The following is a 24,658-nucleotide window of genomic DNA, read 5'->3' as shown; positions in this document are numbered from 1 at the left end:
TAACTACCCTATTTTTTACCAAAAAATTTAAACTTCTTTATACAGCTGTTTACCTTCTTCAATAAATTTTTGCTTCATCTGCTCCATACCTAGGCGGACCTCATCGGCAGACGCTTCACCGACTTGACCGACCAACTCAGTATCCACCTGCTTGATAGCGTGGCTGGCATCTGATAACTCACCTGTATCAGGGGTGATGTCTTGCCCAAGCTGTGGCTTATTAAACTCAAGCCCTGCAGCATAATCCCGCACGTTTTGGGTGATTTTCATCGAGCAGAATTTTGGACCGCACATCGAGCAAAAATGCGCCGATTTATGCGCTTCTTTTGGCAAGGTTTCATCATGGAATTCACGAGCCGTGTCTGGGTCTAGGCTCAGATTAAACTGGTCATCCCAGCGAAACTCAAAACGTGCTTTTGACAAGGCGTTATCCCGTGCTTGGGCACCTGGGTGTCCTTTTGCCAAATCCGCTGCATGTGCGGCGATTTTGTAAGTGATGATACCGTCTTTGACATCCTTTTTATTGGGTAAGCCCAAATGCTCTTTTGGCGTGACATAGCACAGCATGGCCGTGCCGTACCAACCAATCATCGCCGCACCAATGGCGGATGTGATATGGTCGTAGCCTGGCGCGATATCCGTCGTCAAAGGTCCAAGTGTATAAAAAGGCGCTTCTTTACAGACTTCAAGCTGTAAGTCCATGTTTTCTTTGATACGGTTCATGGCAACATGCCCTGGACCTTCAATCATAACCTGTACGTCATGTTGCCATGCCACTTGGGTCAGCTCGCCCAAGGTTTTGAGCTCACCAAACTGCGCATCATCGTTGGCGTCTTGTAGGCAACCGGGGCGCAAACCATCACCCAGACTAAATGCCACATCGTAGGCTTTCATAATCTCGCAAATGTCTTCAAAGTGGGTATAAAGAAAATTCTCTTTATGATGGGCAAGACACCACTGCGCCATAATCGAGCCGCCACGGCTGACGATGCCTGTCAAACGATTGGCGGTCACAGGTACGTAGCGCAGCAGTACGCCCGCGTGAATGGTGAAGTAATCAACACCTTGCTCGGCTTGTTCAATCAAGGTGTCTTTAAAGATGTCCCATGTCAAATCTTCGGCAACGCCATCCACTTTTTCTAAAGCTTGATAAATCGGTACGGTACCGATGGGCACGGGGGAGTTACGGATAATCCATTCACGGGTTTCATGGATATGCTTACCGGTTGACAAGTCCATGATGGTGTCCGCGCCCCAACGGGTAGCCCAGGTCATTTTGGCAACTTCTTCGTCAATGCTAGAGCCCAGGGCTGAATTACCGATATTGGCATTGATTTTGACCAAAAAATTGCGCCCAATAATCATCGGTTCTGATTCGGGGTGGTTGATGTTATTGGGAATAATCGCCCGTCCTGCGGCGACTTCGGCACGCACAAATTCTGGGGTGATAATTTTGGGGGTATTGGCACCAAAGTTGTTACCAGCGTGCTGACGCAAATCTGTCAGGTCATGCTGTTTTTGGGTTTCACGGATGGCGATGTATTCCATCTCTGGGGTGATGATGCCTTGTTTGGCGTAGTGCATTTGGGTGACGTTTTTGCCATTGAGCGCTCGTCTTGGCTTATCGATATGCCCAAAGCGTAGGTTAGCCGTGGCGATGTCATTGGCACGCTCGTTGCCGTATTGGCTTGAGAGTTTGGCAAGCTGCTCGGTGTCGCCACGCGCTTCTATCCAAGCTTGACGCAGTTTTGGTAAGCCTTTAGTCAGGTCAATTTCGACATTGGGGTCGGTATACACCCCTGAGGTGTCATACACATAAAACGGTGGATTTTTTTCGCCTTCTGCCTTGCCAAAACCGCCCACCGGAGTATCGGTCAAGGTGATTTCCCGCATCGGCACTTGGATGTCAGGGCGTGAGCCTTGGATGTAGACTTTGCGAGATGCCGGCAAGGCGCGCGTCAAATCACGCGCTTCTTCTTCAAAGCGGTCGTCGGTAGGGTCACGGTGGGCAGGGGTCTTGTGGGTAACGTTGGTAAGTTGGTTCATAGCGAGTCCATGTTATGTTATGAAGTGATGGTTTGCTGGACTCGGGCGAAGATAGGTGAGTGTGACTGTTTCTAAAAAAACTGATTCTAGAAAAAACTGGTTCTAGTAAAACACTCATCTAACTAACCTAATAGACGACTTCCCTACAACGGTATTAACCGTGTCAGGTTCGGCGGGTATGTCTCAGCCGTTGGTATGTCATCCAACTGCACCCCGAGTCAATACCTCCATATTAACAAAAACTCACAGGTTTACCTAATAGATTTTTAGCCATTTTGTGACGATGATTTACTCAACTAAATTACTGATTTTTTTGACAACTATCGGTATGATAGAGGCTCCTTGGTTGTTGAAAATGTTGTAATTATTGATATGGAATGTATCGGTTTGTGGAATCGTAAAGCGACTGGTGCCCGATGGCGGTTAGGGGCGATGGCAGTGTCATTGATAGGGTCGATGTCCCTCAGTCCAGCCGCGATGGCAAAGGATTTGTGGGAATTGTATAGTGCAGCCCAGCGCACCAACGGCAATTGGGCAGGGCAGCAATATGACTATTTGGCAACGCAAAAAAATGTGCAGCTAGCGTTTGGCGATATGCTGCCGCAAGTGGGACTACAAGGCAGTGTCAAACATAACCAGTTTTATCCCAAAGATGATAACATCCCTGACACGGGCAATAGCGTAAGCCAAATTGGTATCGGACTGCGCCAAGCCTTGTTTCGTGCTGATAAATGGGCAAATTATGAAAAAGCCGTGCTCGCCAGTCAAGCCAATGACATCCAGCTATTACAGCAGCACCAACAACTCATCGAGCAAATCAGCAAAGCCTATCTCAATGTATTGCGCGCTGAAGCGATGACAGATAGCCTTAATGCCGAGTTCACCGCACTCAAAGCACAAAATGACATGATGCAAGCGCGACTCGCGCAAGGGGTAGCGGCGCGGGTAGATACCGAAGAGAGCCGTGCAAGGCTTGAAAGCGTCAGCGCCTCTATCGCCAACAATGACGTGGCAATCGTAAATGCCAAACAGCAGTTATCACTGCTCACCGGTCAACCAATCAATCAGCTAGACAGTATCAAGTTACCGCCTGATTTGAATCTTGTGGCAAGTCAAAGTATCGACAACTGGATGCAGCAGTCACAAAATAATAATCTCGATATTCAGTTAGCACAAACCCAAGTGGCGATTGCTAACAAACAAGTCGATTATCTCAAAGCCAATACCTATCCCCGTGTCGATTTGGTAGGCAATGTGGGGTGGCAAGACTATACCCATAATAACCAAAGCGCTATTGATGGCACCAATTATAGCTTTGGGGTGGAAGTGGATTTTCCGTTTTATACCGGTGGGCGGACGCGGGCAGGCGTTGAGCAAGGCAATCTGCAAGCGCAAGCGGCAAAAAGTCGCCTCGCCTATGCGTACCAAGCTGCGATGACTCAAACTAGCCAAGCGTATCTAAATTTGATCGCACAGCGTGCCACGATTAAAGCCCAGCAAGTTGCCGTGGAGGCTAATCGCCGCGTCGCCCAAGCGTCAAAAACAGGCTATGATTTGGGGGTGCGCTCGATGGTAGATACACTACTGGCAGAACGCCAATATCACGCTGCCAAACGCGATTTGATTAATGCGTATTTTGATTATTTAAATGCCTACATTGACCTACAAAAAGCTGCGGGCAATCTGACCGATGAGACGGTCAAAGTGCTAGATAATCAGCTGATGTAATGCTTTTTTTGGCAAAATTTTAAGCTAAAAAACCCCGCCTATCGGCAGGGTTGGTTAATCTAGTAAGCTGACGCAAATGACTATTTAACTTTCGTCCATTCTTTACGAACCGCAGCTTTAGTACCGGCAGGTAGCGGAACGTAGTCGAGTGCAGTTGCTTGTGCATTGCCGTTAGTAAATGCCCAGTCAAAGAATTTAAGCGCTTCTTTGGCTTTTGCACCGCCCGTACGAGGTACGAGGATGAACGTCGCTGCAGAGATTGGCCAAGCGTTGGCTGCTGGCATGTTAGTAATCGTCACCGCAAAACCAGGGTATTGTGCCCAGTTAATGTTTGATGCGGCTGCAAACGTTGAATCGTCTGGCATCACAAATTTACCGGCGCGGTTTTGAAGTTGGGTATAAGCTAAACGGTTTTGTTTTGCGTAAGCATACTCAACATAACCGATGGAGTTTGCAACACGTTGTACGTTGCTTGATACGCCTTCGTTACCTTTACCGCCTACGCTTGCTGAAGCATTGGGCCATTTAACGGTTTTGTCCGCGCCTACTTTTGCTTTCCAATCGCTTGATACTTGGCTTAGGTAGTTAGTAAATACGAAAGTAGTACCTGAACCGTCTGAGCGATTAACGGTAGTAATCTTAGCGGCAGGTAGGGCAACGCCTGGGTTTAATGCTTGGATACGTGCATCGTTCCAAGTAGTGATTTTGCCCATATAGATGTCAGCAAGGACGGTGCCCGATAGTTTTAATTGACCGGGTTTGACGCCAGCGATGTTGACCACAGGTACGATACCACCAATGACTGCGGGGAATTGGATTAAGCCGCTGGCATTTAGCTCTGCTGGGCTCATTGGCGCATCAGTGGCACCAAAATCAACCGTTTTTGCTTGGATTTGTTTGATACCGCCTGAAGATCCGATACCTTGATAGTTTACTTGGTTACCCGTTGCTTTTTGGTAGTCGCTCGCCCATTTTGAGTAAACAGGTTGTGGGAAGGTTGCACCAGCACCTGTGATGTTGACAGCATTGGCTTGTACGCCTACAGCAGCGAATGCCACACTGACGATTAAATGTGATAGTTTCATAATAATTCCTTGATGGACAAATGAGATGATTGTCAGGGAAGATGGTAACTTAGCTTAGGGCGTCGCCAACTAATGTGTCGCGTTTTAAATCACCCAACGCTGAAAAATTGTTGCCATGTTAATGTAACAAAATGTCAAATCTATTACGGTTATGTTAAAGTTTGATGACATTGAAATGTTTGTTAGGTTTTTTGCTCGGTTTATATGATGCAATATCAGCGAATAGGCGCGCTATTTTTCATCATTTTGTCGTAATTTTTAGTTATAGTTAGCTTTTCTTTAACGGCTTTTTTAATCACAATTTTGCACAGTCCATGAGTCACAATCCATGAGTTAGGAAGGGAAATATGAATTTAATTGGTGAGCATTTATCAAAAAGTTATGACCAAGATTTACAAAACTTGGTCAATTTATTTTTAAAAATGGGTGGCATGGCAGAAGCCAATCTCACCAAAGCAATTGAATCTTTGGTAAAAAGTGATGTGGCGCTTGCCGAAGATGTCATTGATGGTGACAAAGAAATCAACTTTACTGAGCAGCAGCTTGATGATTTGGTGGTCAAAGTATTGGCACGTCGTCAACCTGCTGCTACCGACTTACGCCTAATCATGGCAGTGAGCAAATGCAGTGCTGACATTGAGCGTATTGGTGATGAAGCCAAAAAAATCGCCAAGATGGCGCGCCGTGCCACCCGTGAAGGTCAATCACCGATTGGGTATCATGAAGCGCATCAAATGGGTAATTTTGTGCAGATGATGCTAAAAAATGCGCTAGAAGCCTTTGCCAAGTTTGATGCAACAGGTGCTTACCAAGTGATAGAGCAGGATAGTGAAATTGATGCAATGTACAAATCTGCGTCACGCGCGATGATGACATACATCATGGAAGATGGTCGCTATGTAGCAAAAGTCATTGATATTTTATGGGTGCTACGTTCGATAGAGCGTATTGGTGCGCATGCGCGTAATATCTCTGAGCAATTGATTTTTTGTATTACCGGTGAAGATGTGCGTTATCAAAAACTGGGCGCCAAAAAGGACAGCGCGCTGAATCCCGAAGCTAGCAATGAAATCGCTGATGCCTCACTAGATTATCAACCGAGTAATGGCGAAAACTAACGTTTTTTAGTCAAACCTGCTCTTAGCCGGAATTGGTTGTCAGGGTTAGGTTATTTTAATGGACGGTTGCATGGTATTTTTAAGTGATTCTGCTACACTGTAGCCTATTAATTTTTGGTGAAAAAACGATAGGAAACACCATGTCTAGCGAATCACTTAATAGCCCAATCCCCCCATCCACTGGGGAAAATATCACCCAAAAATCGTTACTTATTTTTGACTTGGACGGTACGTTGATTGATAGCGTGCCAGATTTGGCTGACGCCGTCAATGCGATGTTAACCGCGCTTGGCAAAGCCAACTTTAGCGAAGATGTCATCCGCAACTGGGTGGGCAATGGCGGCAAAGTATTGGTGCAACGTGCCTTATCAGGCTCACAAACCATTGACCCCAATCTCACGGAAGATGATACCAATCAGGCGCTTGCTCTATTCTTTGACTACTACCATCAAAACACCTGTGTCAGAACCCAGCCCTATGCAGGGGTGGGCGAAGGGTTGCGTCAGCTTAAAGAGCAAGGCTATACCCTCGCTATTGCCACCAATAAACCCATTGATTTTGTTCCTGCGATTGTCGAAAAATTGGGTTGGCAAGCCCTTTTTGCCTATATTTTGGGTGGCGATAGTTTGCCTGCCAAAAAACCCGACCCGATGCCGCTACTGCACGTCTGTGACAAACTGGGCTTTAGCATCGCTCAAAGCTATATGATTGGTGATTCCAAAAACGATATTTTGGCAGGGCAAAACGCGGGCATGGATACGCTTGGGTTGTCGTATGGCTATAATTATGGGCAGGATATTCGCGATTATCATCCGACCCAAACCTTTGATGACTTTGCCACGCTGACCGAGTTTTTGAGTCATGCACGAGTTTAACTATCATCTCAACTTTGACACGCTGAATTTTCGCGAGCATCCAGCGTTGTATCGGGTGGGGCGCGGTGAGCAAGGGGTATTATTGGTAGAGCCGTATAAATCCGAGATTTTACCGCATTGGCGATTTGCTACGCCAGAACTTGCGCGTGAGAGCAGTGATACCATCTATGCGATGTTTTTGGACTACCTTGCCCAAGGGGATTTTGTCGGTGCTGATATGGCGCGTAAATTTATCCAAATGGGTTATACGCGCTCGCGTCGTTATGCCAATCACAAAGGGGGCAAAAAATACGACGGCGCTGTCCCTGACGCTAAAAAAGGACAAAGTGGGGCGCATGGGCGTGAGCAATTGCCACAGCAATCACAGCAGCTTGAATCCGCACAAATCAAAGCCCAATCCGCGCAAATTTTTAAGCAAAAATGGGATGAATGCCGAGCCAATGCGGATTATAAAGCGCTAAAAAAACAGTTTGAAGCCAAATACGTCAACGACACCCAATACGATAACCTGCCTCCCACGTTTTTTCGCGAGCATCCGTTTTTATAGGCTTGCTATATCTTGCTCTATGATGAGTTAGCACGAAAATTAGGCATTCGTTAATTGACTACGATAACTTAATGCCTCTGTCAGATGCGGTGTCTGAATATTGTCACTGCCTGCCAAATCCGCAATCGTGCGGGCGACGCGAAGGACGCGATGATAGCCACGTGCGGACAGATTCAGCCGACTTTGTGCCATTGCCAAAATACGACTTTCTGCATCGCCAAGCGGCGCAAATTGGTCAAGTTCACTGGGGGAGAGTTCATTATTGGCTTTGCCCTGTCTGGCTTGCTGACGCTGATAGGCTTGTATCACCCGCTCACGCACTACCGCAGAAGACTCGCCCCTCTGTGCTGACTGCAAATCACTGGCAGGCAGGGCAGGCACGGTAATATGCAAATCAATACGGTCTAGCAAAGGTCCTGATAGCTTTTCTTGATAGCGTTTGATTTGCTCGGGTCGGCACTGGCAGCGACCTGATTTATCCCCATAGTAGCCACAGGGGCAGGGATTCATCGCTGCTACCAGCTGAAAATTGGCGGGAAAGCGTACTTGAGAGTTGGCACGGCTGATGACAATTTCTTTGTTCTCAATGGGCTGTCTGAGTACCTCAAGCACCTTGCGATCAAACTCTGGAATCTCATCCAAAAATAACACCCCCCGATTGGCGAGCGTGATTTCACCGGGTTTGGGCGATGAGCCGCTGTAATTATCCGAAATTCGTGTCACAAAATAGGGTCAAAAACCCTTTTTTTTACACTTGAATAACCTAAATTCGTGGCACAAATGTATTGAAATTTGTGGCACAATCTTATAGGATGTCCTAATAACATGACACAATCTTAAAATTGAATTAAGTAACTGATTTAACTGGAAAAATATGAAGCAATCTAGGAAAATTAAACCCACTAGAATTAGTATTTCTGGTCGAATTCCCTATAAGGGAAATAGTATTCAATACGAATCAACGCTAGAAAGAGATTTTTTAATTTATTTTACTTTTTTAGAGAATGTTATAGAGATTGTACCGCAGCCTGTAACCATTAAATTTGAAAAAAATAATAGAACATACCCCTATACACCTGATTTCTATATCGAATTTGATAAAAGTACAAATAAGAAACCATTGATAGTTGAAGTGAAGCCTAAAGAATTATGGCAAGAAAATTGGCGTGAGTGGTCAGTTAAATGGAAAGCGATGCTTAGCTATTGCAAAGAGCATGGCTATCAGTTTCGTATTTTTGATGAGACACGGATTCATCACTTAGCTTTTCAAAACATAGTATTTTTATCTAAATACTTTCGGATTAGCTACAAAGAAAGTGAGGTTGAATTAGTTTTAGAAACTGTTAGCTCGTTTTCAAATCCGACCATTGGTAATGTTATTGATGTTTTAAGTAGCAAAATTGAAAAAGACCATTTGAAAAGACTGCTGTATTTCATGATGTACACCAAAAAAATAGGATTCGATTTGTTTGAACCGATAGACGAAAAATTAGTCGTTTGCTTGAATCCCAAAGAATTTAATTGAGGTTAATAGTATGCCGAAAAATGACAAAATCATTTTACAAAAAGGAAATGTCTATCTTTTAAAGGATACTCAGCAAGAATGTGAGATGCTTGAATTTCTTGCTGATAGCGATGAGTTATACGTTCGTAATTTATCTACCCTAAAGACTGAAATTGTTAAACTAATTGACTTACAAAATGTTCCAACTAATGATGAATACATCAAAACTGATTTAAGTGAAATTTCCGATGAACAATTAAAGAAAGCTCAAGAAAAATATGACGCTATTAAACCATTATTAGAATCTAAAAGTGTAAGTGTGCGAGAAAGAGCAAAAGAAATTAATGTCCCTTTCCGTAGCCTTTACCGATGGCTAAATGCTTATCAAACAACTAACTCTCTAATAGGTTTAATTGATAGAAAATCAGGCTGGGTGGAAGGAAATTCTAGACTAGATAAAAAACAAGAGGAAGTTATTCAGAGGGTTATCGAGAACTTCTATTTAACGAAGGTTAGACCAACCATTGAACAAACCTGTCGTGAGGTTTATCGAATTTGTTATAAAGAAGGTGTTGAGCAGCCAAGTCGTAATGCAATTAAGTTAAGAATCAAAAAAATTGATGAAAAAGAAGCTTTGCAGAGACGTGGCAAACGTGAACTTGCTAAGAATCGTTTCACTCCAACGCCAAATCAATTTCCTAATGCTAATTCACCGTTAAGCGTTGTTCAGATTGACCATACGCCTGTGGATTTAATTTTAGTTGATAGTCAGCACCGCAAACCGATTGGGCGACCTTACTTAACGTTGGCAATTGATGTATATAGCCGAGTTATCACAGGCTATTATCTGTCTTTAGATGAACCTTCCGCAACTTCTGTTGCAATGTGTGTCGCTAGAAGTATTTTGCCTAAAGATGATTTGTTACATCAATTTGGTTTAGATGATGCTGATTGGGCGGTATTTGGATATCCCTATAAGATTCACGTTGATAATGGGTCGGATTTTCAATCGAAAACATTTGCCAAAGCTTGTCAGATAAACAACATCCAGCTTGAGTTCAGACCTGTTGCTCGTCCTCAATATGGTGGTCATATTGAACGTTTGATAGGTACTTTTATGAAAGAAGTACACAATATTCATGGAACAACTTTCTCAAATATTCAAAAACGTGAGGGTTATAACTCTGAAAAAGAAGCTGCCCTTACGTTAGATGAATTTGAAAAATGGCTACTTACGTTTATTGTTAAAGTCTATAACAAACGTAAGCATAGTGCTTTAGGTACAAGCCCAATGGCACAGTGGAAACTAGGTATCTTTGGTAACGACCACCAAGAAGGTATCGGAATTCCTGCATACCCTCAAGATAGTAAGACATTGTTACTAGACTTCATGCCAATTTTTGAAAGAACTGTGCAGCATTTTGGTGTAACGATTGATGGATTACGTTATTACGATACGTGTCTAAATGCTTTTATTAATAAAACAGGAAATAACGGAAAAAAAGAAACGTACATTTTTAAGCGTGACCCTCGTGATATCAGTCAGGTTTGGTTTTACGATCCAATTATTAAAGAATATTTCAAAGTTTGTCTTGCCAATCGAAACATTCCTGCTATTAGCTTGTGGGAACTACAACAGGCTAGAAAATCGATTAAGCAGAAAGGTGATAAGTATTTAAACGATCATCAAGTATACGAAGCTATTACAGAAATGCGCGAAATTGTCGAGAGTTCTACTCAAAGCACTAAAAAAGCTAGACGTCAGCAACAGCGACAAAAATCGCATGAGAAATTAATTAAGCAGGTTAATAAAACCATGATTGATAAAACAATAAGTGTTCAAGAGGAAATATCAAATCAATTAATAGATATAAAACCTAGTGAACCAATCAAGAGTGCAAAGCCAAAAGCAGCTACTAATGAAACTAAAAGTAGCCAAAAACCTGTGGTTGTAGAAAGTGGTTTATTAACAGATACATTTAAATTTGATATGGGTGAGATCGATTAGCCTTAATTAATAGGGGGATAGTATGGATAATGAAGCACCGCACAGTCATATACATGAAAAGTTTCGTCATCTTGTTTTCGCAGACAACGCTACTCGGATAGGCTTCCTACAGGAACCTCGTTGGATTGGCTATGAGGTTGCTAACAAAACTATGGATAAGTTAAGTGAGCTTCTTAATGCCCCAAAGCGAGATAGAATGCCAAATCTGCTTTTGATTGGTGATTCAAACAACGGGAAAACAACCTTAATAAGGCGCTTTGTGAAGTTAAATGGTGAGCCTTACATTGATGAGAATCATAATGGTATCAAACCTATCATAACTGCCGAATCACCACCCACAGCAAATGAAAAAGAACTCTATATCTCTTTAATAGAACGTTTTGCTGTTCCATACAAAAACTCTGATTCATCAGCCAAACTTAGGTATCAAGCGATTCATTTATTTCGAGAATTTCACGTCAAAATGCTTGTTATTGATGAATTTCATTCATTGCTAACAGGAACTGCTAGACAGCAAAGTCAGGTAATGAATGCGATTAAGTTACTATGTAATGAGTTGCAAATACCGATTATTGGTGTCGGTACAAAAGATGCTGTTCGTGTTTTACACACTGATCCTCAACACGCCAGCCGATTTGATGTTATTCAGCTACCTGTTTGGAAATTAGATACCGAATTTCAAAAATTGCTATTTAGAATTGAAGCCACTTTACCATTAAAACATCCATCTAATCTAGCACAAGCAGAATTAGCTACACAGATACATACAATTTCAGAAGGTAATTTAGGCAATATACATCGCTTAGTTACCACTTGTGCAAGAAAAGCTATTGAAACAGGCGAGGAACGCATAACTTTGGATATTATTCGAGATCACGCATGGCTCAAACCAACAAAAGGCTTACGTCAGCTTATTGGCTAAAGCCTTTAGCTGTCAAAACTCCCTTATTAAACGATGAAAGTATTACATCGTGGCTTGTAAGAGCAGCATTAAATCAAGGATGTGATCCTTTGGTTTTGACGCAATTCTACTGGTCAGATTATCGACTTTGGACTTACGATGTTGATAAGGGTTTTAACACCATTGATGATGCCATTCATAGCGAAATGGCAATTTTATCCGATACTGATCAAACTCTTTTCGATACTCAAAATTTAACCTATATCAGTAACCAAATGGGTTCATTAGCTAAAAGTCAGAATGTGAGTAATACATGGACTTTGCCACTATCTAAGCGAAATACCCGATCTAGATTGGGTTACTACTATTGTCCCCTCTGTATGGTGGATGATGAAAAAGCGCATCTTAAAATACATTGGCGTATGAGTTGGAATGTTTACTGTGAGCAGCATGGTGTAAGTATGCTTTCAAAATGCACAGTTTGCGGCATGCCTTATCAACCGAATTTAATTCAGGCTCAGTCACGCTTTATTAATCGTTGTCATCACTGCGATTCTAGAATTATTGATGAATATTGTAGAAACATGATAATTGTTGATGAAGCCTATTCATTACAAGAATTAGCCTTGCAGCATTTGAGAACAAATTCAGCAAACGTATTCGATAAATCGATTGAAGTTCATGAATGGTTTGAATTTATCTTATTTTTAATCAATATTGCACGTAGAACTGCAAAAACACAAAACCCAAATTATATGTTCTATAGATTAATGCAAGAAATGGGGATTGATATACAAATACAAGATAATTCTCGTCCTGAATTAACTGATAGTAGTACAGGTTTAGCATTTGATTATTTATCAAATCATGAACGCATTAAATTCATGACCTATGCTTACTTGCTTTATGAAAAATCACTAGATGATTGGTTAAGTGTTTGTAGCAATTTAAACATCACGCAAAATAGTTTTAATTGGTCTGAAAGAACTAAGATACCTAAAGCATTCATGCCTGTTTATTCAAACCTACCCAATAATAGTAGGAAAAAAAATCCATCAAATTCAAATGATATTAACCCTAAATCCTTGCAATCAGTACAAAAGGCGTGGAAAAGGTTACAACGTAAAATGGAAATGAAAGAGGCTTATGAACAACAACGTATTCGTTCCTTTAACTAGCAGTAACCATTCTATGTGCGATATTTGCAAAAAATCAGATATCAAGGTTCATAGACGGTATAAAGATAAAGCTTACTGCGTAAATTGCTATAAACAGTTTTTTAAAAAACGTCCATGCGTTAGCTGTGGTGATCAATATCGCTTTCATTTAGATGAAACTAAACTTATTTGTCCTACTTGTATGCGTCATCAGCCTTGTATTCGTTGTGGGAAAGATGCTGTCAAAAACGGCACCAATACTATCTATGGGCGTGTTTGCCAAGTATGCAATCAAAATTACTTTAAACCCAAAAAAGTTTGTTTTGAATGTGGTGAGGAAAAATCAAACGTTTCACGATATAAAAATATCCCTCATGATGAGGCAGTTTGTGAAAATTGCTATCACAAGTACACGCATAATACCTGTCCCTGCTGTAAGCGCTATCGCAAACTCATAGATACAGCTAACGGAAAAATGTGTCAAAAGTGCCACAATCAAGGTCAAATTCCTTGTCCTAGTTGCCACAATACTATGTGGGCTGGCGTGGGTGAGCGCTGTTGGGATTGCTACTGGTCAAGCAAAATTTCTCATGAAGTGAAGTTAAATCAGCATATTTTTGAAACACAAAGTATGAAGGACAGTTATGCTGATTTTGTTGAATGGTTTGGTCGAAATAAAGGCTTAGTTAAAGCCAATATCAAGCATAATGACTTTATTGATTTCTTTGTACGCTGTGATGGTTTGTGGGGCAAGATCCCTTCTTATGAGTCATTAGTTAAAGCGTTTAAACCCGAAGGATTAAGACACAACCTTACGGTTCTACGCTGGCTAGTTGACACCCAGCAAATAGTTATTGATGAAAATATCAAAAATCAGGTTGCTGAGGAATCTCGTATTGAAAAACTTCTTGCAAAATTAGGTGATGACACACCGCTTATTATTCGAAACTATTATGACTATCTAATAGCAAGACAAAGGCAAAAGAGTACTGCTTTAAAGACCGTTAGATTAAGCTTACAACCTGTAGTGGATATATATCACAAGTATGAACTCAAAAAAGATTCTACGCCTTCCCAAGCGCAAATAGACGAATATTTAAAGCATAAAAGTGGGCAGTTAAATAGTTTAAGCTCATTTATCGTATTTTTAAGAAATCAGTATCAAATTAATTTGATAGCTAAGTCACCAAGCAAAAAAATAATTGCAAAGATTAAGAAAAAAGACGCAGAAAATGAACTTATGGCTTTGGCTAAATTACCTCTGCCTTTATCAGATGAGAACCAATTAAAATGGATTCAAATGGCATTGGTTTATTTTCATGGTCTATCGCTTAATTTCCAAACAATTAAAAAACTTACAGTCTTAAAAGATAAAGTAGATAATAGTCTTATGATTAATCATGAAGGCAAAAAATTTCCAATACCATTTATCATGAGTAAATATTACTAATTTCAAGAAATAAATGTATTTAGAAACGAGGAAAAGTTATTTCTTAAAAATTTTACTCTTTTAAATAGATGTATACGCTCATTAAATAAAATATAACTTTTTTTAACATGTTAATGAATAAAATTATTTAAATTTTGTTATTGTAATCATTAAAAAAAAGTTGTATTTTTAAATAAATTATATCGATATTTATGGTCAATTTTAATTTTTACTTACAAGGAAAAAAATATGTCTTTATTCGATGTTAAAGTTAAGAGAGAAAGAGCAACTACTGGTGGTAGAACTAGCGGCACAGATACCATCAGAGTAGAAGCGTCAAATGAATCGTCTGCTAGACAAATTGCAGTAGATAAAGCCAAAAATAAAACATCATTAAGTGATGAATATAAATATTCTGTAGAAAGTATTAAGCGTAAATGATTTTTTAAATAAAGCTTATAATGTTTTTAGATCGACTTGATTTAAAATCTTGTTAAATCTTTAGGTTAGTGACAGATTAAGTCCTAACCTTAATTCCTATTAAGTTATCTAAAATCGATTTTATATTTGAACTATATTCAACTCTTTCATCCTCATCCACAGTGATTGAACTAATATAACGACTAATCCTGTTGTAAAGCAACCTTGCTCTTATCATCTCCAAACTATAAGCATGAGTTAAATTCTTACCAATAATATTTAATTGATTATGACTAATCTCATAGCTTTGGTTTAATTTATTATTAACTGAAGTTACGCAAACCATCTATATGTTGCGTTTTTAAATCTCCAAAAACCGAATATATAGTAGTATTTCTATTCTTTCTGCGTAACTCCACTTATTAATTTACTCCACTCTCAACTCTTTATAATTCATTGATTTTAAAAGGCTTAAAATTTAATAACTTTTTAGCCAAAAATTGCAAGCCTAGTATTTACAAGGCTTTAGAAAAAAGAGTTGAGAGTCGGGTTGATTTTATAAAATATAATTAACTCAGCGTTTGGTGGAGAATTATGTATTTTTTTTCTGTGCTTTGAAAGAATCCTATTAATTTTAATCCATTTAGTTTTATCTTTATCAAGCAAAGTTTCTAAAAACGAAATAAGACTATAAACTGTGTTTTTTGGCAAAATTTCAAGCAGGCAATTCATATTTAACGTATGGCTACCTATTATTAACTTCATGAAAAATCATAAAAATTAACATAAATAACAATACTTTAGATGTATATATTATATCAAAATTCATGAACTCAGTAAATAAACAAAAAAGCAAAAGAAATTTTCTCTTGCTTTATTTTTTTGTTGATATTTAGCGTTATAACTTAATAGCTAGGTTTAATGCAATATATTGATTAATAACTTGGAAACAACCCACCTAAGCTAGTCATTCTTTTTAAGAAATGATGTACGTCATTTCTACTCATGGATCTAATAGTAACCCCTGTATCATAATCATGTTGGAATTCACTGTTATGAATGCGTTGTTCGTTATTAGTGCCAACTTCAATCTTTCTATCTCTAAATCCATTGAATTCATCATTTTCGTATTTTAGGTTTGGATTATTGGGATTTAATATCCATTCACCAACATCCATAACTGATTCATTTAGGGACTGAACTGCAGGGTTAAAAAGCGTTTGGGTGTTAGTTTTTTCGTATTCATAGTACATATTTTCCTCGAAAAACTTACCCATTAAGGCATCACAATGGCTACAACTGTTAGCCATATAAGTGCCATTTTCTGTCTTACTGAATCGATTTTTTAACTTAGCAAAATTATAAACAGGTTGGAAAAACTGGTTAATAATATCGATATGTTCTTGGGGAATTTCTCTAATGGTTTTATTGCTCATTCTCACATCATCAGATAAAAGACCATAAACGTATTGCTTATAGTTAACTCTACCCACTGATACTGTCTCTTTGTGGCATTTCCAACAAGTATCTTTAATTAGCTCTAGGGACAGATAACGTTCATTAACGGATTGTCGAGGCAAAAAAGTGAAGTTTTTGGAAAATAATTCTCTTATAAAATCAGTAAGCTCTAAGGTAATTGCATTAAATTTACTATTTAAATTGGTTCCTGTTTCGTCAATAACATAGATATTATGAACTCGCATCGAATTATCTTTATTTTTAACCAATGTAAACACTGGTAAATCTTGAGTTCGGTACATATAATCAGAGGTTAACGCATTGCAATTACTTGCTTTAGAGTCTCTAAGTAGCCAGACGCAACGCACACCTGATTGTCTATAAATTTCTTGTCTTTTTGCAGTTTCAATATAGGATTGGGGAGACCATTGAATTTCAACAGCCATTTTTGCTTTACCCCTTTCAGCATAAATATCTGCAACCCACTCTTGACCATCAGGGGTATGACCAACTTTTTCAGTTTCGACATGCCAGCCCATTTCAAACAGTGTTTTACTTACAAGATATTTTGCAAATTGATGTTCTCTAGACTCACCATTAGTAGAAGCAGGGCAGCTTTCACTTTTAGTTTTATGAGCAAAGAATTGTGTTCCTAAGGCACTGGTTTTTAATATAGCTTTTTCACCACAACACGGCATAGATAAAGCATGATTTTTTTGTTCTGATTTTAAATTAATCCATTCGTCAGTAGATAGTTGAAAGCTATAAACCACTTCATTATCTTTAATACATGAAAATCCCATGTTATCCCCTGTTTTTTAATTAGTTATTGATTAAATTCTCAAAAGTTGTATTAAGATTGGCACCGTACTCTATTTGTGTGTTTTTCTGTGAGTTTATTGAACCAACATATCGACTAAATTTGTTATACAGCAACTTAGCTCTTATTACTTCAAAACTATAGTTACGAGTTAGATTAAGTGAAATTTGGTTTAATTGCTCATGACTCTGTTTATAATTTTCAATTAATTTATTTTCGCTCTCGCTAATAATGATTAAGTCTGCATTTGGCAATATCTGTTTAATATCCTTCTCAATTTTTAAGAGGTTTTTATTGCCAATAACCCACTCAACCTTATTCCTATCAGATAGCTCTCTTAAAAATGAAAGAATGCAGGTGTGGTTAATTTTAGGCAAAATATCAAGCAAACAATTCATACTCAGATTGGTAACTGCAGTTCTTTTTATATCTAAAATAGTTAATTCATTAACCCCTAAGATTGTAGGGGTCTCAAATTGCACTGTTTTTTCAAGCTGGCTAATATAATCTAAAGTAATACTCTTGATTGTATTAACTGCCAAACCTGTAGCTTCTGCTATTTCGCTAAAAGTTTTTTCAAGGCAGTTATCTTGTACAAATTCAACAAGCCTATGCGTTGCCCGTCGCTTATCATCAATAAATTCAAGATTCGCTGTGACTAAGGCATGACAATCTTTACATCGATATCTCGGTCTAATAACTTCAAGCTTAACTGGTTGATTTTGAATAGGTAGATCAGCGAACGTATTCGAACGCTGACCATGTTTATAGAGCTTGCCACCACAGTTAGGACAAATATCTATCTCACCATCATTTAAGACGACAGTGGCAATGATATCGCCATTTTCATTACGATAATCGATGGGTGTTACGCCTTGAAGTTTAATAACATCAATCATTTTCGTTATCGTCACCTTTATCATCCATTAACTTTGTTAATATCTCAAGATCGATTAACTTACCTTCCTTAACATGTTCATAAAGCAGCTCAATCATACTAGCCCTAGTATTTTCGTCCATTTTTAGTAATATTTTGGTGAGAGCAGTATGAGACGAAAGTGCCTGAATAATCGCTTTATCAACGGCACCTTGTAGATTACCTTGTATAGCAACCTCTTTAGGATTATTCTGAATTTGAGAAACAACATTGTTGTCTTTGTTCAAAATTGTCAAAATATGATTAATCAGAATGATTTGCTCTGTCGTTGTCGAAATATCACCAAATGTTTTCTCCAAAACATCAAGAATTTCATTTAGATAAATCATCTGTGTTGGCGTTAATTCATTATTACTATTGCCTTTAATGCCTTCAAGAACTTGATTTCCACTTTTTTCGGCATCACCGCTTTCGCCTGTTGGTGGGGTGCCACCTGTTTCTAGATCTTTCTTTTTAAAGATACTAAATCCTGTTAAAACTAGACCTGACACATCAATTTGTTTTGCGTTAAGACCGTTCAAACGTTTTGCCAACAAGCTACAGAATGAAGCCAAGACTTCTAAATCAGGGTCATTGAAATCAATCAATTGAGCAACGTAGGAATAGACCCGACTAAATTTATTTAGGTCACTTTTAAAACGACTTAGGGTTTGAAGCTCAACATCTAGCTGTTTGCGCTCATAATCAGCTTGTTCTGCACCTGTTTTATTACCCTCAGCTTTAGCCTTGTTGAATGCTGCTTCTTGCGTTTCTATCGCATTCTTAAGCATTGTAATTTTTTCATTATACAAACGTGCTATGCGATCCGTAGCTTTGAAAAGCTCAGCATGGGTGTTTTCATCAACTGTACTTTTACTAACGTCTTGGATAGTTTTAAAACGTGCATTTTTAAATAGTTCTAAGTCATTATCGGTAATTAAACCAACTTCATCAATATTGTCTCTTAGTGTATAAACCACATTGGGATCTTGAACCGATTCAATTTCTGCACCGCTATCATACTTTTTGAAGCTATTTAAAACGTGTTGTGGCTCATTGACAAAATCAATAATGAATACTCTGTCTTTGCCTGTAGTCTTACGATTTAAGCGAGATAGGGTTTGTACCACTTCAATTTCATTACCAATCACTTTATCAATGTACATTGCACAAAGCTTGGGTTGATCAAATCCTGTTTGAAATTTATTAGCAACTACCATGAGGCGGTATTCAGGGCGGTCAAAAGCTATACGCAAATCACTTGGTGCGTCAGGGTTCATGCTAGCTTCTGTGAATTCATCATCATCGTTGACGTTAAAAATATCACCGTTTTCAGCATTTTTATCATCAGCGTGTTTTACTTGTTTTCCAGTGACTTTATCAGAGAAGGCTACTAGAACACGATAGTCTTTATAATCAGGATTGTCATGAATGAATTTCTCAAGGGCTAATTTGTATCGAACCGCAGCAGGGCGAGAGCTAGTAACAATCATTGCTTTTGCTTGACCATTTAGCATATTCGCTACATTGTGATGAAAATGCTCAATAATGAACTTAACCTTTTGGGTAACGTTGGTTGCGTGTAGTGACATCCATTTAGCTAGGGTTTTCTTAGCTTGGCGTTTATTAACACGTTTTTCGTCTTTTAGTGCTTCATTACCAAGCTTGAATGCGGTTCCATATGATACATAACCCTTAAGCACATCAAGAATGAACCCTTCCTCAATCGCTTGACGTTGGGGATATAAATGGAATGATTGTGGTAGATTATCATCAGAAGCTTCTTGACCATCTGCTGTGCGTCCAAACAACATAAGTGTTGAATGTTTAGGCGTCGCTGTGAATGCAAAATAGCTTAAGTTTTGGGATTGCACACGGTTCTTTTGAATACTACTAATGAAATCCTCGATTGTGAAATCATCATTTGTCTCATACGATAGCGTTGCTTGCAATTTAGAAGCCGTTGTACCAGTTTGTGAAGTATGAGCCTCATCGATTACTACTGCAAAATTACGCTTGCTAAGAGTAGAGTTTTCGAGGATAGCTTTCATAACGTATGGGAAAGTTTGAATGGTTACAACAATAATGGGCTTTGCTGAAATTAAAGCACTTTCAAGCTGTTTGCTTTTTGATAAGCCTTTTTTTCCCTTGTCATCACGGCTAATGTTCTCAATCATGCCTTGTTGGTGCTCTAGCTGCTTAATAGCGTCCTGCAACTGACTATCTAAAACATTTCTGTCTGTGATTACGATAACAGAATCATAAAAAGGCTTGCCGTCATCATGGCGTAAACCAACAAGAGAATGACAAATCCATGAAATCGTTGAAGTCTTACCCGAACCTGCGCTATGCTCACATAAATAGTTAAGACCAACTCCATGTTGTTTAACATCATTAATAATCTTAGTGACCGCATCAAATTGATGGTAGCGAGGGAAAATCAAGCGTTCTTGCTCATACCATCTACCAGTCAATTCCATTTTCTTTTTCTTTTCGATATAAATGAAATTATGGAAAATTCTTAACCAATTATCGGGTTGCAATACATAATCATAAAAGTAAGCAATTGGATAATCCTCACCTTTATCAGCATCGGCAGGTGGATTACCTGCATGACCGTCATTTCCTTTGTTAAAAGGTAAAAATTGCGTATTTTCCCCATCAAGCTCAGTAGTCATAGCAATTTCATTTTCACATACTGCAAAATGAACGATTGCACCACGTTTCGGTAAAAGTAATGGTTCTTTACGCTTAGTTTTAGGATCGATGGGCTTACGGTCATTTTTATACTGATTAATCGCATCCTCAAGTGACTGATTAAATTCAGTCTTAATCTCAACCGTCGCCATTGGTAGACCGTTGATAAAGAACACCAAATCAATCGCAAATTCTCGTGTCGGGTTATATTTTAATTGCGGTACAACACGTAGAATATTCGCTTTATACAAACGAATAGATTCTTGATTACGGCTGTCCTCAGGTGCAGATTCGGTTAGTGAAATCTCGCCAGCACCTGCCATTGAGAAACCTTTTCTAAAGACATTAATCATGCCTTTTTTATTGAGTTCACTTCCTAGCCTATCTAATAAGCGATCTTGGGTTTTATCACCGTTTGACTTAACAAGTGCATCCCACTTTTGCGGTTGAGAAACTTTAATCCATTCAAGTAGGTCAGGGGTATAAACGGCATATTCAGTATCGTAATATTTAGTTTCACCAACTTGCCAACCCTGTGATTCTAATTTTTTAACGATATAACGCTCTAAATTACTTTCGTAGTGTGCTTTATCAGATGGTAGTCTCATAGGGCTTCTCTCACATCGATTTTGCCAGTAACTGCATAGGAAATGATTGATGAACGGTATTCTTTCAATTTTTCTATTAAGATATTTTGCTTAGATATTAAATTTTGAATTCTAAGAGTTTCACCTTCTAAATAATTATAAATTTGCTTTTGCTCATCTAGTGGTGGAATAACTATCTTAACTTGACTGAAATTATTGAATCTCAATGCTTGACCATCACGAACAAGATTTGAAGTGGATTGTAATGCTTTGATATATCGTGGAGTTTTAAAAAAATACTTATAAAACTCAGGGTATATAAATTCTAAATTGGGTTTTAACATTACATATGCAGAACTAATCGAACCTTCATTATAACTAAGTTCTAAGCCACCCTGAAAACTACGCATACTAATGACAAAATCATTAGGTTTTACTTTTTTAAGAATCTCAGGGTTTTTCATCACTACCATCAAACGACCTTTTTCAGCCATATATTCATCTTGGTACATTATTCCATGTTTTTGTGAAGCGGTTAATTGTCTATCGTTAGATTCTGCTTTTTCACCTCTTTCGGTAAAATAGAATTTACTTGGTACAACTTCCCAATGCTCAGGGACTTCACCTAACCATTCAACACCACTATCTTTCATAGGTGCATTGGGATTTAGACCTTTAGTAACAGCATGTGAGATGATCGATTTACGCTGTTCATCTAAAAGCTTGATAAGTTGTTCTTGTTTGGAAATTAAATTGTCGATTTTGAGGATTTCTTTATCTAAAAATTTAGATATTTTTAATTGATCATCTAAACTTGGTAAAAACAGGCTAATGTTACGCAAAAGGTGCCATTTAACCTGTCTTTGAATAGTTCCAACACTTAAAGATGATAATGAAAATTGTGATACAGAAATATTATCCTTTAAGAGGTATTTTAAATAACTGGGATCAGCTTTCTCTTTATCTGTAGAAAATACTAAATAGGCAGGACTCACAATACCACGATAATTACTGATACCGACGGAACCACGCCAAGCTTGTTGATTGTTCATGACAAAATCATTAATATCAACTAATTGATACTTCTCTAAACTTTCCGATGGTTTGTGGACTAATCCACCCCCTTCAGAATAGGGTATTACACCTCTATCAAGGTAAACAGACAATAGCCCTTCATTGGTTAAGTTAGTAATTTCTTTTTTTGTAAAAAGTTCTTTGAAACTGTATTTTTGCCAGTTCTTTGGTATTTGTTCAAGTAAATTAACACCGCTTTTTTTATATTCATCATAGGGTTTATATTTCATATTAAATTTCCCCCAACAATTGAGCTACCTCTGCAGACAACTCTTTTATCTCTGCCATAATCTCATTCGGGTGACGGGGTTGTTCAAACACATAGTAGTAACGATTAAAGTTGATTTCATAACCGACTTTACCAACCTTACCGTCTTTTTCATCAATATAAGTATCATCAACTACTGCATCAGGGGCATGAGGTAGCACTTCTTTAGCTATGTAGTCATTGATATCTTGGTTGTAGGGAATACGTTCATAATCCTCTAGTTCTTTATCCCAAAGTGGCTCGCCATTAAGTTGAGAAGGTTCGGCTAGTGGATTTTTTACACCAAACCAGTAAGACAAACCGTTCAAGATAGATTTACTTGGTTTAGCCCAAACTTTATAAAGTCCTTCAAAAAATTGATTATGAGAAATGCTTTTATTTTCAACGCTTTCAAGATATTTCGTTAATTTTTCATAGTCAGCGATTTTTAACTTCATGACCTCTGTAGTCGATCTATAATCAACAATTCTTTCAGAGCTTAAATTCATGTCTAATCGCAGTGGACGTTGGACTTTAACTTCACGATATCCAAATTCAGTATAGTCAAAAATTTTACTAACTTTGGATTCTTGAAAGTCTGCGTAAATGCGACTAATTTCATCAATAGCATTTTGGTCAATAAAGATACGTTTGTTACCCTCATTTTTTCGCATTGGCGAACCCATGCCTGTTGCATCGATAAGCTGAACTTTTCCTTTACGATGTTCAGGTTTACGGTTTGAAATCATCCAAATGTAGGTGCCAATGCCTGTACGGAAAAATATATCAGTCGGAAGTGCGATAATCGCTTCGATTAAATCATTTTCTAGCAAATGACGTCGGATAGCGACTGAACCTTTATCACCATTGAAAAGAGGGGAGCCTGAAAGAACAATCGCACCACGCCCACCACCATTTTCGGGGGTTTCAAGCTTAGAAACTAGGTTTTGAAGGAATAGCATTGAACCATCGCTGACTTTAGGGAGTCCTGCATAAAAACGTCCATTTTCTTTTTCGTCTTTATGTTCTTTTTGAACTGCATCCGCATCTTTCGCCCACGACATACCAAAGGGGGGATTAGAACATTGATAGTGGAAACGTTTATCTCTAAATTTATCGTCGCTTAACGTACTGCCTTGCTTGATGTTCTGAGATAGGTCACGACTAGGATCAGATTCTAGCTTTTTAAGTAGCATGGAACCTAATGCAACAGCGTGGGTTTCGGGTTGCAACTCTTGACCATACGGAATAAGTACAGGCGCTACTTTTGAATTATCTTTAAATGTGGCTACATGGTTCATCATGTCTGTTAAAAAGCCACCTGTACCGCAGGTCTGATCGTAGATAGTTCGAATTAAACCGTCCTCTTGGGCGAATAGCGTATCATCAGGGTCTAACAGCAAGGTAGCAGCTAGATGCACGATATCACGAGGGGTCATAAAGTCCTCCGACCCCGTACCTACCTCTGCACCGAAACGGGCGATCAAATGCTCATATACGTTACTCATAGTACGGTCAGGAACCGTATTGGGATGGAGGTCAATATTGGCAAAGATGTCACAGATTCGGTAAAGCAAGTTTGCTTTAGAAAGGCGGTTGATGATGGTTTCAAAATCAAACTCATTAAAAATGACAACGACATTTTCAGAAAAGCTTGAAATATAGTCTTTTAAATTTGCTAGTGTTTTTGTAGAACCAAGATTCGAAAGGTTATATTTTGACGTGTTGTAAAATGGTTGACCGCTTGCATTACAAAGAATAGCGTCAAGTGGTATGCCCTGATCTTTAAACGTATCATAACTCTCTACGACTTTATCTCTAGTTGGCTCTAGCACACATTCTAAGCGTCGTAATACGGTAAAGGGCAAAATAATCTTACCAAAATCGGTATGTGGGAAGTCGCCCCATAAATCATCTGCCACTTTCCAAATGAATCCTGCAAGTGTCGTGTCATTAGTGTTTGGTGCTGTTGCCATGATAAAGCCTTTAATTTATTGTAGAGTTAGGTTTTCAACCATATATTGCAAATAATTATATGTCG

The 24,658-nt window shown here is 38.7% G+C and carries 17 protein-coding genes, 1 pseudogene and 1 riboswitch; of the genes and pseudogenes, 10 read left to right on the top strand and 8 right to left on the bottom strand.

Annotated features, from left to right (window positions below):
- Nucleotides 1-27: 27 nt before the first annotated feature.
- Complete coding sequence (gene thiC, locus ACAM37_RS10780) at nt 28-2,046, bottom strand: phosphomethylpyrimidine synthase ThiC (protein WP_062333119.1); 2,019 nt, start codon at nt 2,044-2,046, stop codon at nt 28-30.
- A gap of 123 nt (nt 2,047-2,169) precedes the next feature.
- A riboswitch (TPP riboswitch) is annotated at nt 2,170-2,272 on the bottom strand.
- A 116-nt stretch (nt 2,273-2,388) separates the two neighbouring features.
- Between thiC and ACAM37_RS10775 the strand changes: the two genes are divergently transcribed.
- Nucleotides 2,389-3,774, top strand: coding sequence for a TolC family protein (locus tag ACAM37_RS10775; protein ID WP_369626225.1), 1,386 nt, complete (start codon nt 2,389-2,391; stop codon nt 3,772-3,774).
- An 80-nt stretch (nt 3,775-3,854) separates the two neighbouring features.
- Here ACAM37_RS10775 and pstS read toward each other — a convergent pair whose 3' ends face one another.
- Nucleotides 3,855-4,859 (bottom strand): phosphate ABC transporter substrate-binding protein PstS, encoded by a 1,005-nt coding sequence (gene pstS / locus ACAM37_RS10770; protein ID WP_282842204.1) that lies wholly within the window; start codon nt 4,857-4,859, stop codon nt 3,855-3,857.
- Between the two features lie 347 nt (nt 4,860-5,206).
- Between pstS and phoU the strand changes: the two genes are divergently transcribed.
- From phoU to ACAM37_RS10755, 3 genes are all read left to right on the top strand, one after another.
- Entirely contained in the window at nt 5,207-5,977 is a 771-nt protein-coding gene (gene phoU, locus ACAM37_RS10765; protein ID WP_309596095.1) for a phosphate signaling complex protein PhoU, read from the top strand.
- 140 nt (nt 5,978-6,117) lie between these two features.
- Nucleotides 6,118-6,852, top strand: coding sequence for a phosphoglycolate phosphatase (locus ACAM37_RS10760; protein ID WP_062333128.1), 735 nt, complete (start codon nt 6,118-6,120; stop codon nt 6,850-6,852).
- On the top strand, nt 6,839-7,399 hold the full coding sequence (locus tag ACAM37_RS10755; RefSeq protein ID WP_076775610.1) for a DUF4385 domain-containing protein: 561 nt from the start codon (nt 6,839-6,841) through the stop codon (nt 7,397-7,399). The genes ACAM37_RS10760 and ACAM37_RS10755 overlap by 14 nt, the downstream gene beginning before the upstream one ends.
- A 39-nt stretch (nt 7,400-7,438) precedes the next feature.
- Here the strand turns inward: ACAM37_RS10755 and ACAM37_RS10750 are convergent.
- Nucleotides 7,439-8,095, bottom strand: a pseudogene (locus ACAM37_RS10750) (ATP-binding protein); the annotation flags it as partial.
- 178 nt (nt 8,096-8,273) lie between these two features.
- On the opposite strand from ACAM37_RS10750, the gene ACAM37_RS10745 reads away from it, so the two are divergent.
- The 6 genes from ACAM37_RS10745 to ACAM37_RS10720 all read left to right on the top strand — a co-directional run bounded on the left by ACAM37_RS10745 (nt 8,274) and on the right by ACAM37_RS10720 (nt 14,839).
- On the top strand, nt 8,274-8,924 hold the full coding sequence (locus tag ACAM37_RS10745; RefSeq protein WP_369626224.1) for a TnsA endonuclease N-terminal domain-containing protein: 651 nt from the start codon (nt 8,274-8,276) through the stop codon (nt 8,922-8,924).
- A 10-nt stretch (nt 8,925-8,934) separates the two neighbouring features.
- On the top strand, nt 8,935-10,911 hold the full coding sequence (locus ACAM37_RS10740; protein ID WP_369626223.1) for a Mu transposase C-terminal domain-containing protein: 1,977 nt from the start codon (nt 8,935-8,937) through the stop codon (nt 10,909-10,911).
- A 22-nt stretch (nt 10,912-10,933) separates the two neighbouring features.
- On the top strand, nt 10,934-11,833 hold the full coding sequence (locus ACAM37_RS10735) for a TniB family NTP-binding protein (RefSeq protein WP_369626222.1): 900 nt from the start codon (nt 10,934-10,936) through the stop codon (nt 11,831-11,833).
- Nucleotides 11,791-12,990, top strand: a complete 1,200-nt coding sequence (locus ACAM37_RS10730) for a TniQ family protein (protein ID WP_369626221.1) — start codon at nt 11,791-11,793, stop codon at nt 12,988-12,990. Before ACAM37_RS10735 ends, ACAM37_RS10730 begins: the two co-directional genes overlap by 43 nt.
- Nucleotides 12,959-14,419 carry a hypothetical protein gene (locus ACAM37_RS10725; RefSeq protein WP_369626220.1) on the top strand — a complete coding sequence of 487 codons (1,461 nt, stop codon included), beginning with the start codon at nt 12,959-12,961 and terminating at the stop codon, nt 14,417-14,419. Before ACAM37_RS10730 ends, ACAM37_RS10725 begins: the two co-directional genes overlap by 32 nt.
- 228 nt (nt 14,420-14,647) lie before the next feature.
- Entirely contained in the window at nt 14,648-14,839 is a 192-nt protein-coding gene (locus ACAM37_RS10720) for a hypothetical protein (protein ID WP_369626219.1), read from the top strand.
- A gap of 914 nt (nt 14,840-15,753) precedes the next feature.
- On the opposite strand, the gene ACAM37_RS10715 is transcribed toward ACAM37_RS10720, so the two are convergent.
- The 5 genes from ACAM37_RS10715 to ACAM37_RS10695 are packed head-to-tail and all read right to left on the bottom strand — an operon-like array spanning nt 15,754 to nt 24,593.
- Nucleotides 15,754-17,079: a competence protein CoiA gene (locus ACAM37_RS10715; RefSeq protein ID WP_369626218.1), complete on the bottom strand. Its 1,326-nt coding sequence runs from the start codon at nt 17,077-17,079 to the stop codon at nt 15,754-15,756.
- Between the two features lie 19 nt (nt 17,080-17,098).
- Entirely contained in the window at nt 17,099-17,995 is an 897-nt protein-coding gene (locus tag ACAM37_RS10710; RefSeq protein ID WP_369626217.1) for a transposase family protein, read from the bottom strand.
- Complete coding sequence (locus ACAM37_RS10705; RefSeq protein WP_369626216.1) at nt 17,988-21,317, bottom strand: type I restriction endonuclease subunit R; 3,330 nt, start codon at nt 21,315-21,317, stop codon at nt 17,988-17,990. Before ACAM37_RS10705 ends, ACAM37_RS10710 begins: the two co-directional genes overlap by 8 nt.
- The gene (locus ACAM37_RS10700) at nt 21,314-22,600 is read right to left on the bottom strand and encodes a restriction endonuclease subunit S (protein ID WP_369626215.1); all 1,287 of its coding nucleotides are present in this window, start codon (nt 22,598-22,600) and stop codon (nt 21,314-21,316) included. Before ACAM37_RS10700 ends, ACAM37_RS10705 begins: the two co-directional genes overlap by 4 nt.
- Before the next feature lies 1 nt (nt 22,601).
- Complete coding sequence (locus ACAM37_RS10695; RefSeq protein WP_369626214.1) at nt 22,602-24,593, bottom strand: type I restriction-modification system subunit M; 1,992 nt, start codon at nt 24,591-24,593, stop codon at nt 22,602-22,604.
- Between the last annotated feature and the right edge of the window lie 65 nt (nt 24,594-24,658).

Origin of the sequence: Moraxella sp. K23 (genome assembly GCF_041154765.1) — a bacterium.
GTDB classification, from domain to species: domain Bacteria; phylum Pseudomonadota; class Gammaproteobacteria; order Pseudomonadales; family Moraxellaceae; genus Faucicola; species Faucicola tetraodonis.
Note: the sequence above shows the minus strand (reverse complement) of the source record. Positions and strands in the feature narration are given on the sequence as shown.

Excerpts from the sequence above, each read along its gene's own strand:
- ACAM37_RS10725 (WP_369626220.1), top strand. The coding sequence starts at position 12,959 with ATGAACAACAACGTATTCGTTCCTTTAACTAGCAGTAACCATTCTATG.
- ACAM37_RS10760 (WP_062333128.1), top strand. The coding sequence starts at position 6,118 with ATGTCTAGCGAATCACTTAATAGCCCAATCCCCCCATCCACTGGGGAA.
- pstS (WP_282842204.1), bottom strand. The coding sequence starts at position 4,859 with ATGAAACTATCACATTTAATCGTCAGTGTGGCATTCGCTGCTGTAGGC.
- thiC (WP_062333119.1), bottom strand. The coding sequence starts at position 2,046 with ATGAACCAACTTACCAACGTTACCCACAAGACCCCTGCCCACCGTGAC.
- ACAM37_RS10745 (WP_369626224.1), top strand. The coding sequence starts at position 8,274 with ATGAAGCAATCTAGGAAAATTAAACCCACTAGAATTAGTATTTCTGGT.
- ACAM37_RS10705 (WP_369626216.1), bottom strand. The coding sequence starts at position 21,317 with ATGAGACTACCATCTGATAAAGCACACTACGAAAGTAATTTAGAGCGT.
- ACAM37_RS10755 (WP_076775610.1), top strand. The coding sequence starts at position 6,839 with ATGCACGAGTTTAACTATCATCTCAACTTTGACACGCTGAATTTTCGC.
- ACAM37_RS10710 (WP_369626217.1), bottom strand. The coding sequence starts at position 17,995 with ATGATTGATGTTATTAAACTTCAAGGCGTAACACCCATCGATTATCGT.
- ACAM37_RS10720 (WP_369626219.1), top strand. The coding sequence starts at position 14,648 with ATGTCTTTATTCGATGTTAAAGTTAAGAGAGAAAGAGCAACTACTGGT.
- ACAM37_RS10735 (WP_369626222.1), top strand. The coding sequence starts at position 10,934 with ATGGATAATGAAGCACCGCACAGTCATATACATGAAAAGTTTCGTCAT.
- phoU (WP_309596095.1), top strand. The coding sequence starts at position 5,207 with ATGAATTTAATTGGTGAGCATTTATCAAAAAGTTATGACCAAGATTTA.
- ACAM37_RS10730 (WP_369626221.1), top strand. The coding sequence starts at position 11,791 with ATGGCTCAAACCAACAAAAGGCTTACGTCAGCTTATTGGCTAAAGCCT.
- ACAM37_RS10715 (WP_369626218.1), bottom strand. The coding sequence starts at position 17,079 with ATGGGATTTTCATGTATTAAAGATAATGAAGTGGTTTATAGCTTTCAA.
- ACAM37_RS10700 (WP_369626215.1), bottom strand. The coding sequence starts at position 22,600 with ATGAAATATAAACCCTATGATGAATATAAAAAAAGCGGTGTTAATTTA.
- ACAM37_RS10695 (WP_369626214.1), bottom strand. The coding sequence starts at position 24,593 with ATGGCAACAGCACCAAACACTAATGACACGACACTTGCAGGATTCATT.
- ACAM37_RS10740 (WP_369626223.1), top strand. The coding sequence starts at position 8,935 with ATGCCGAAAAATGACAAAATCATTTTACAAAAAGGAAATGTCTATCTT.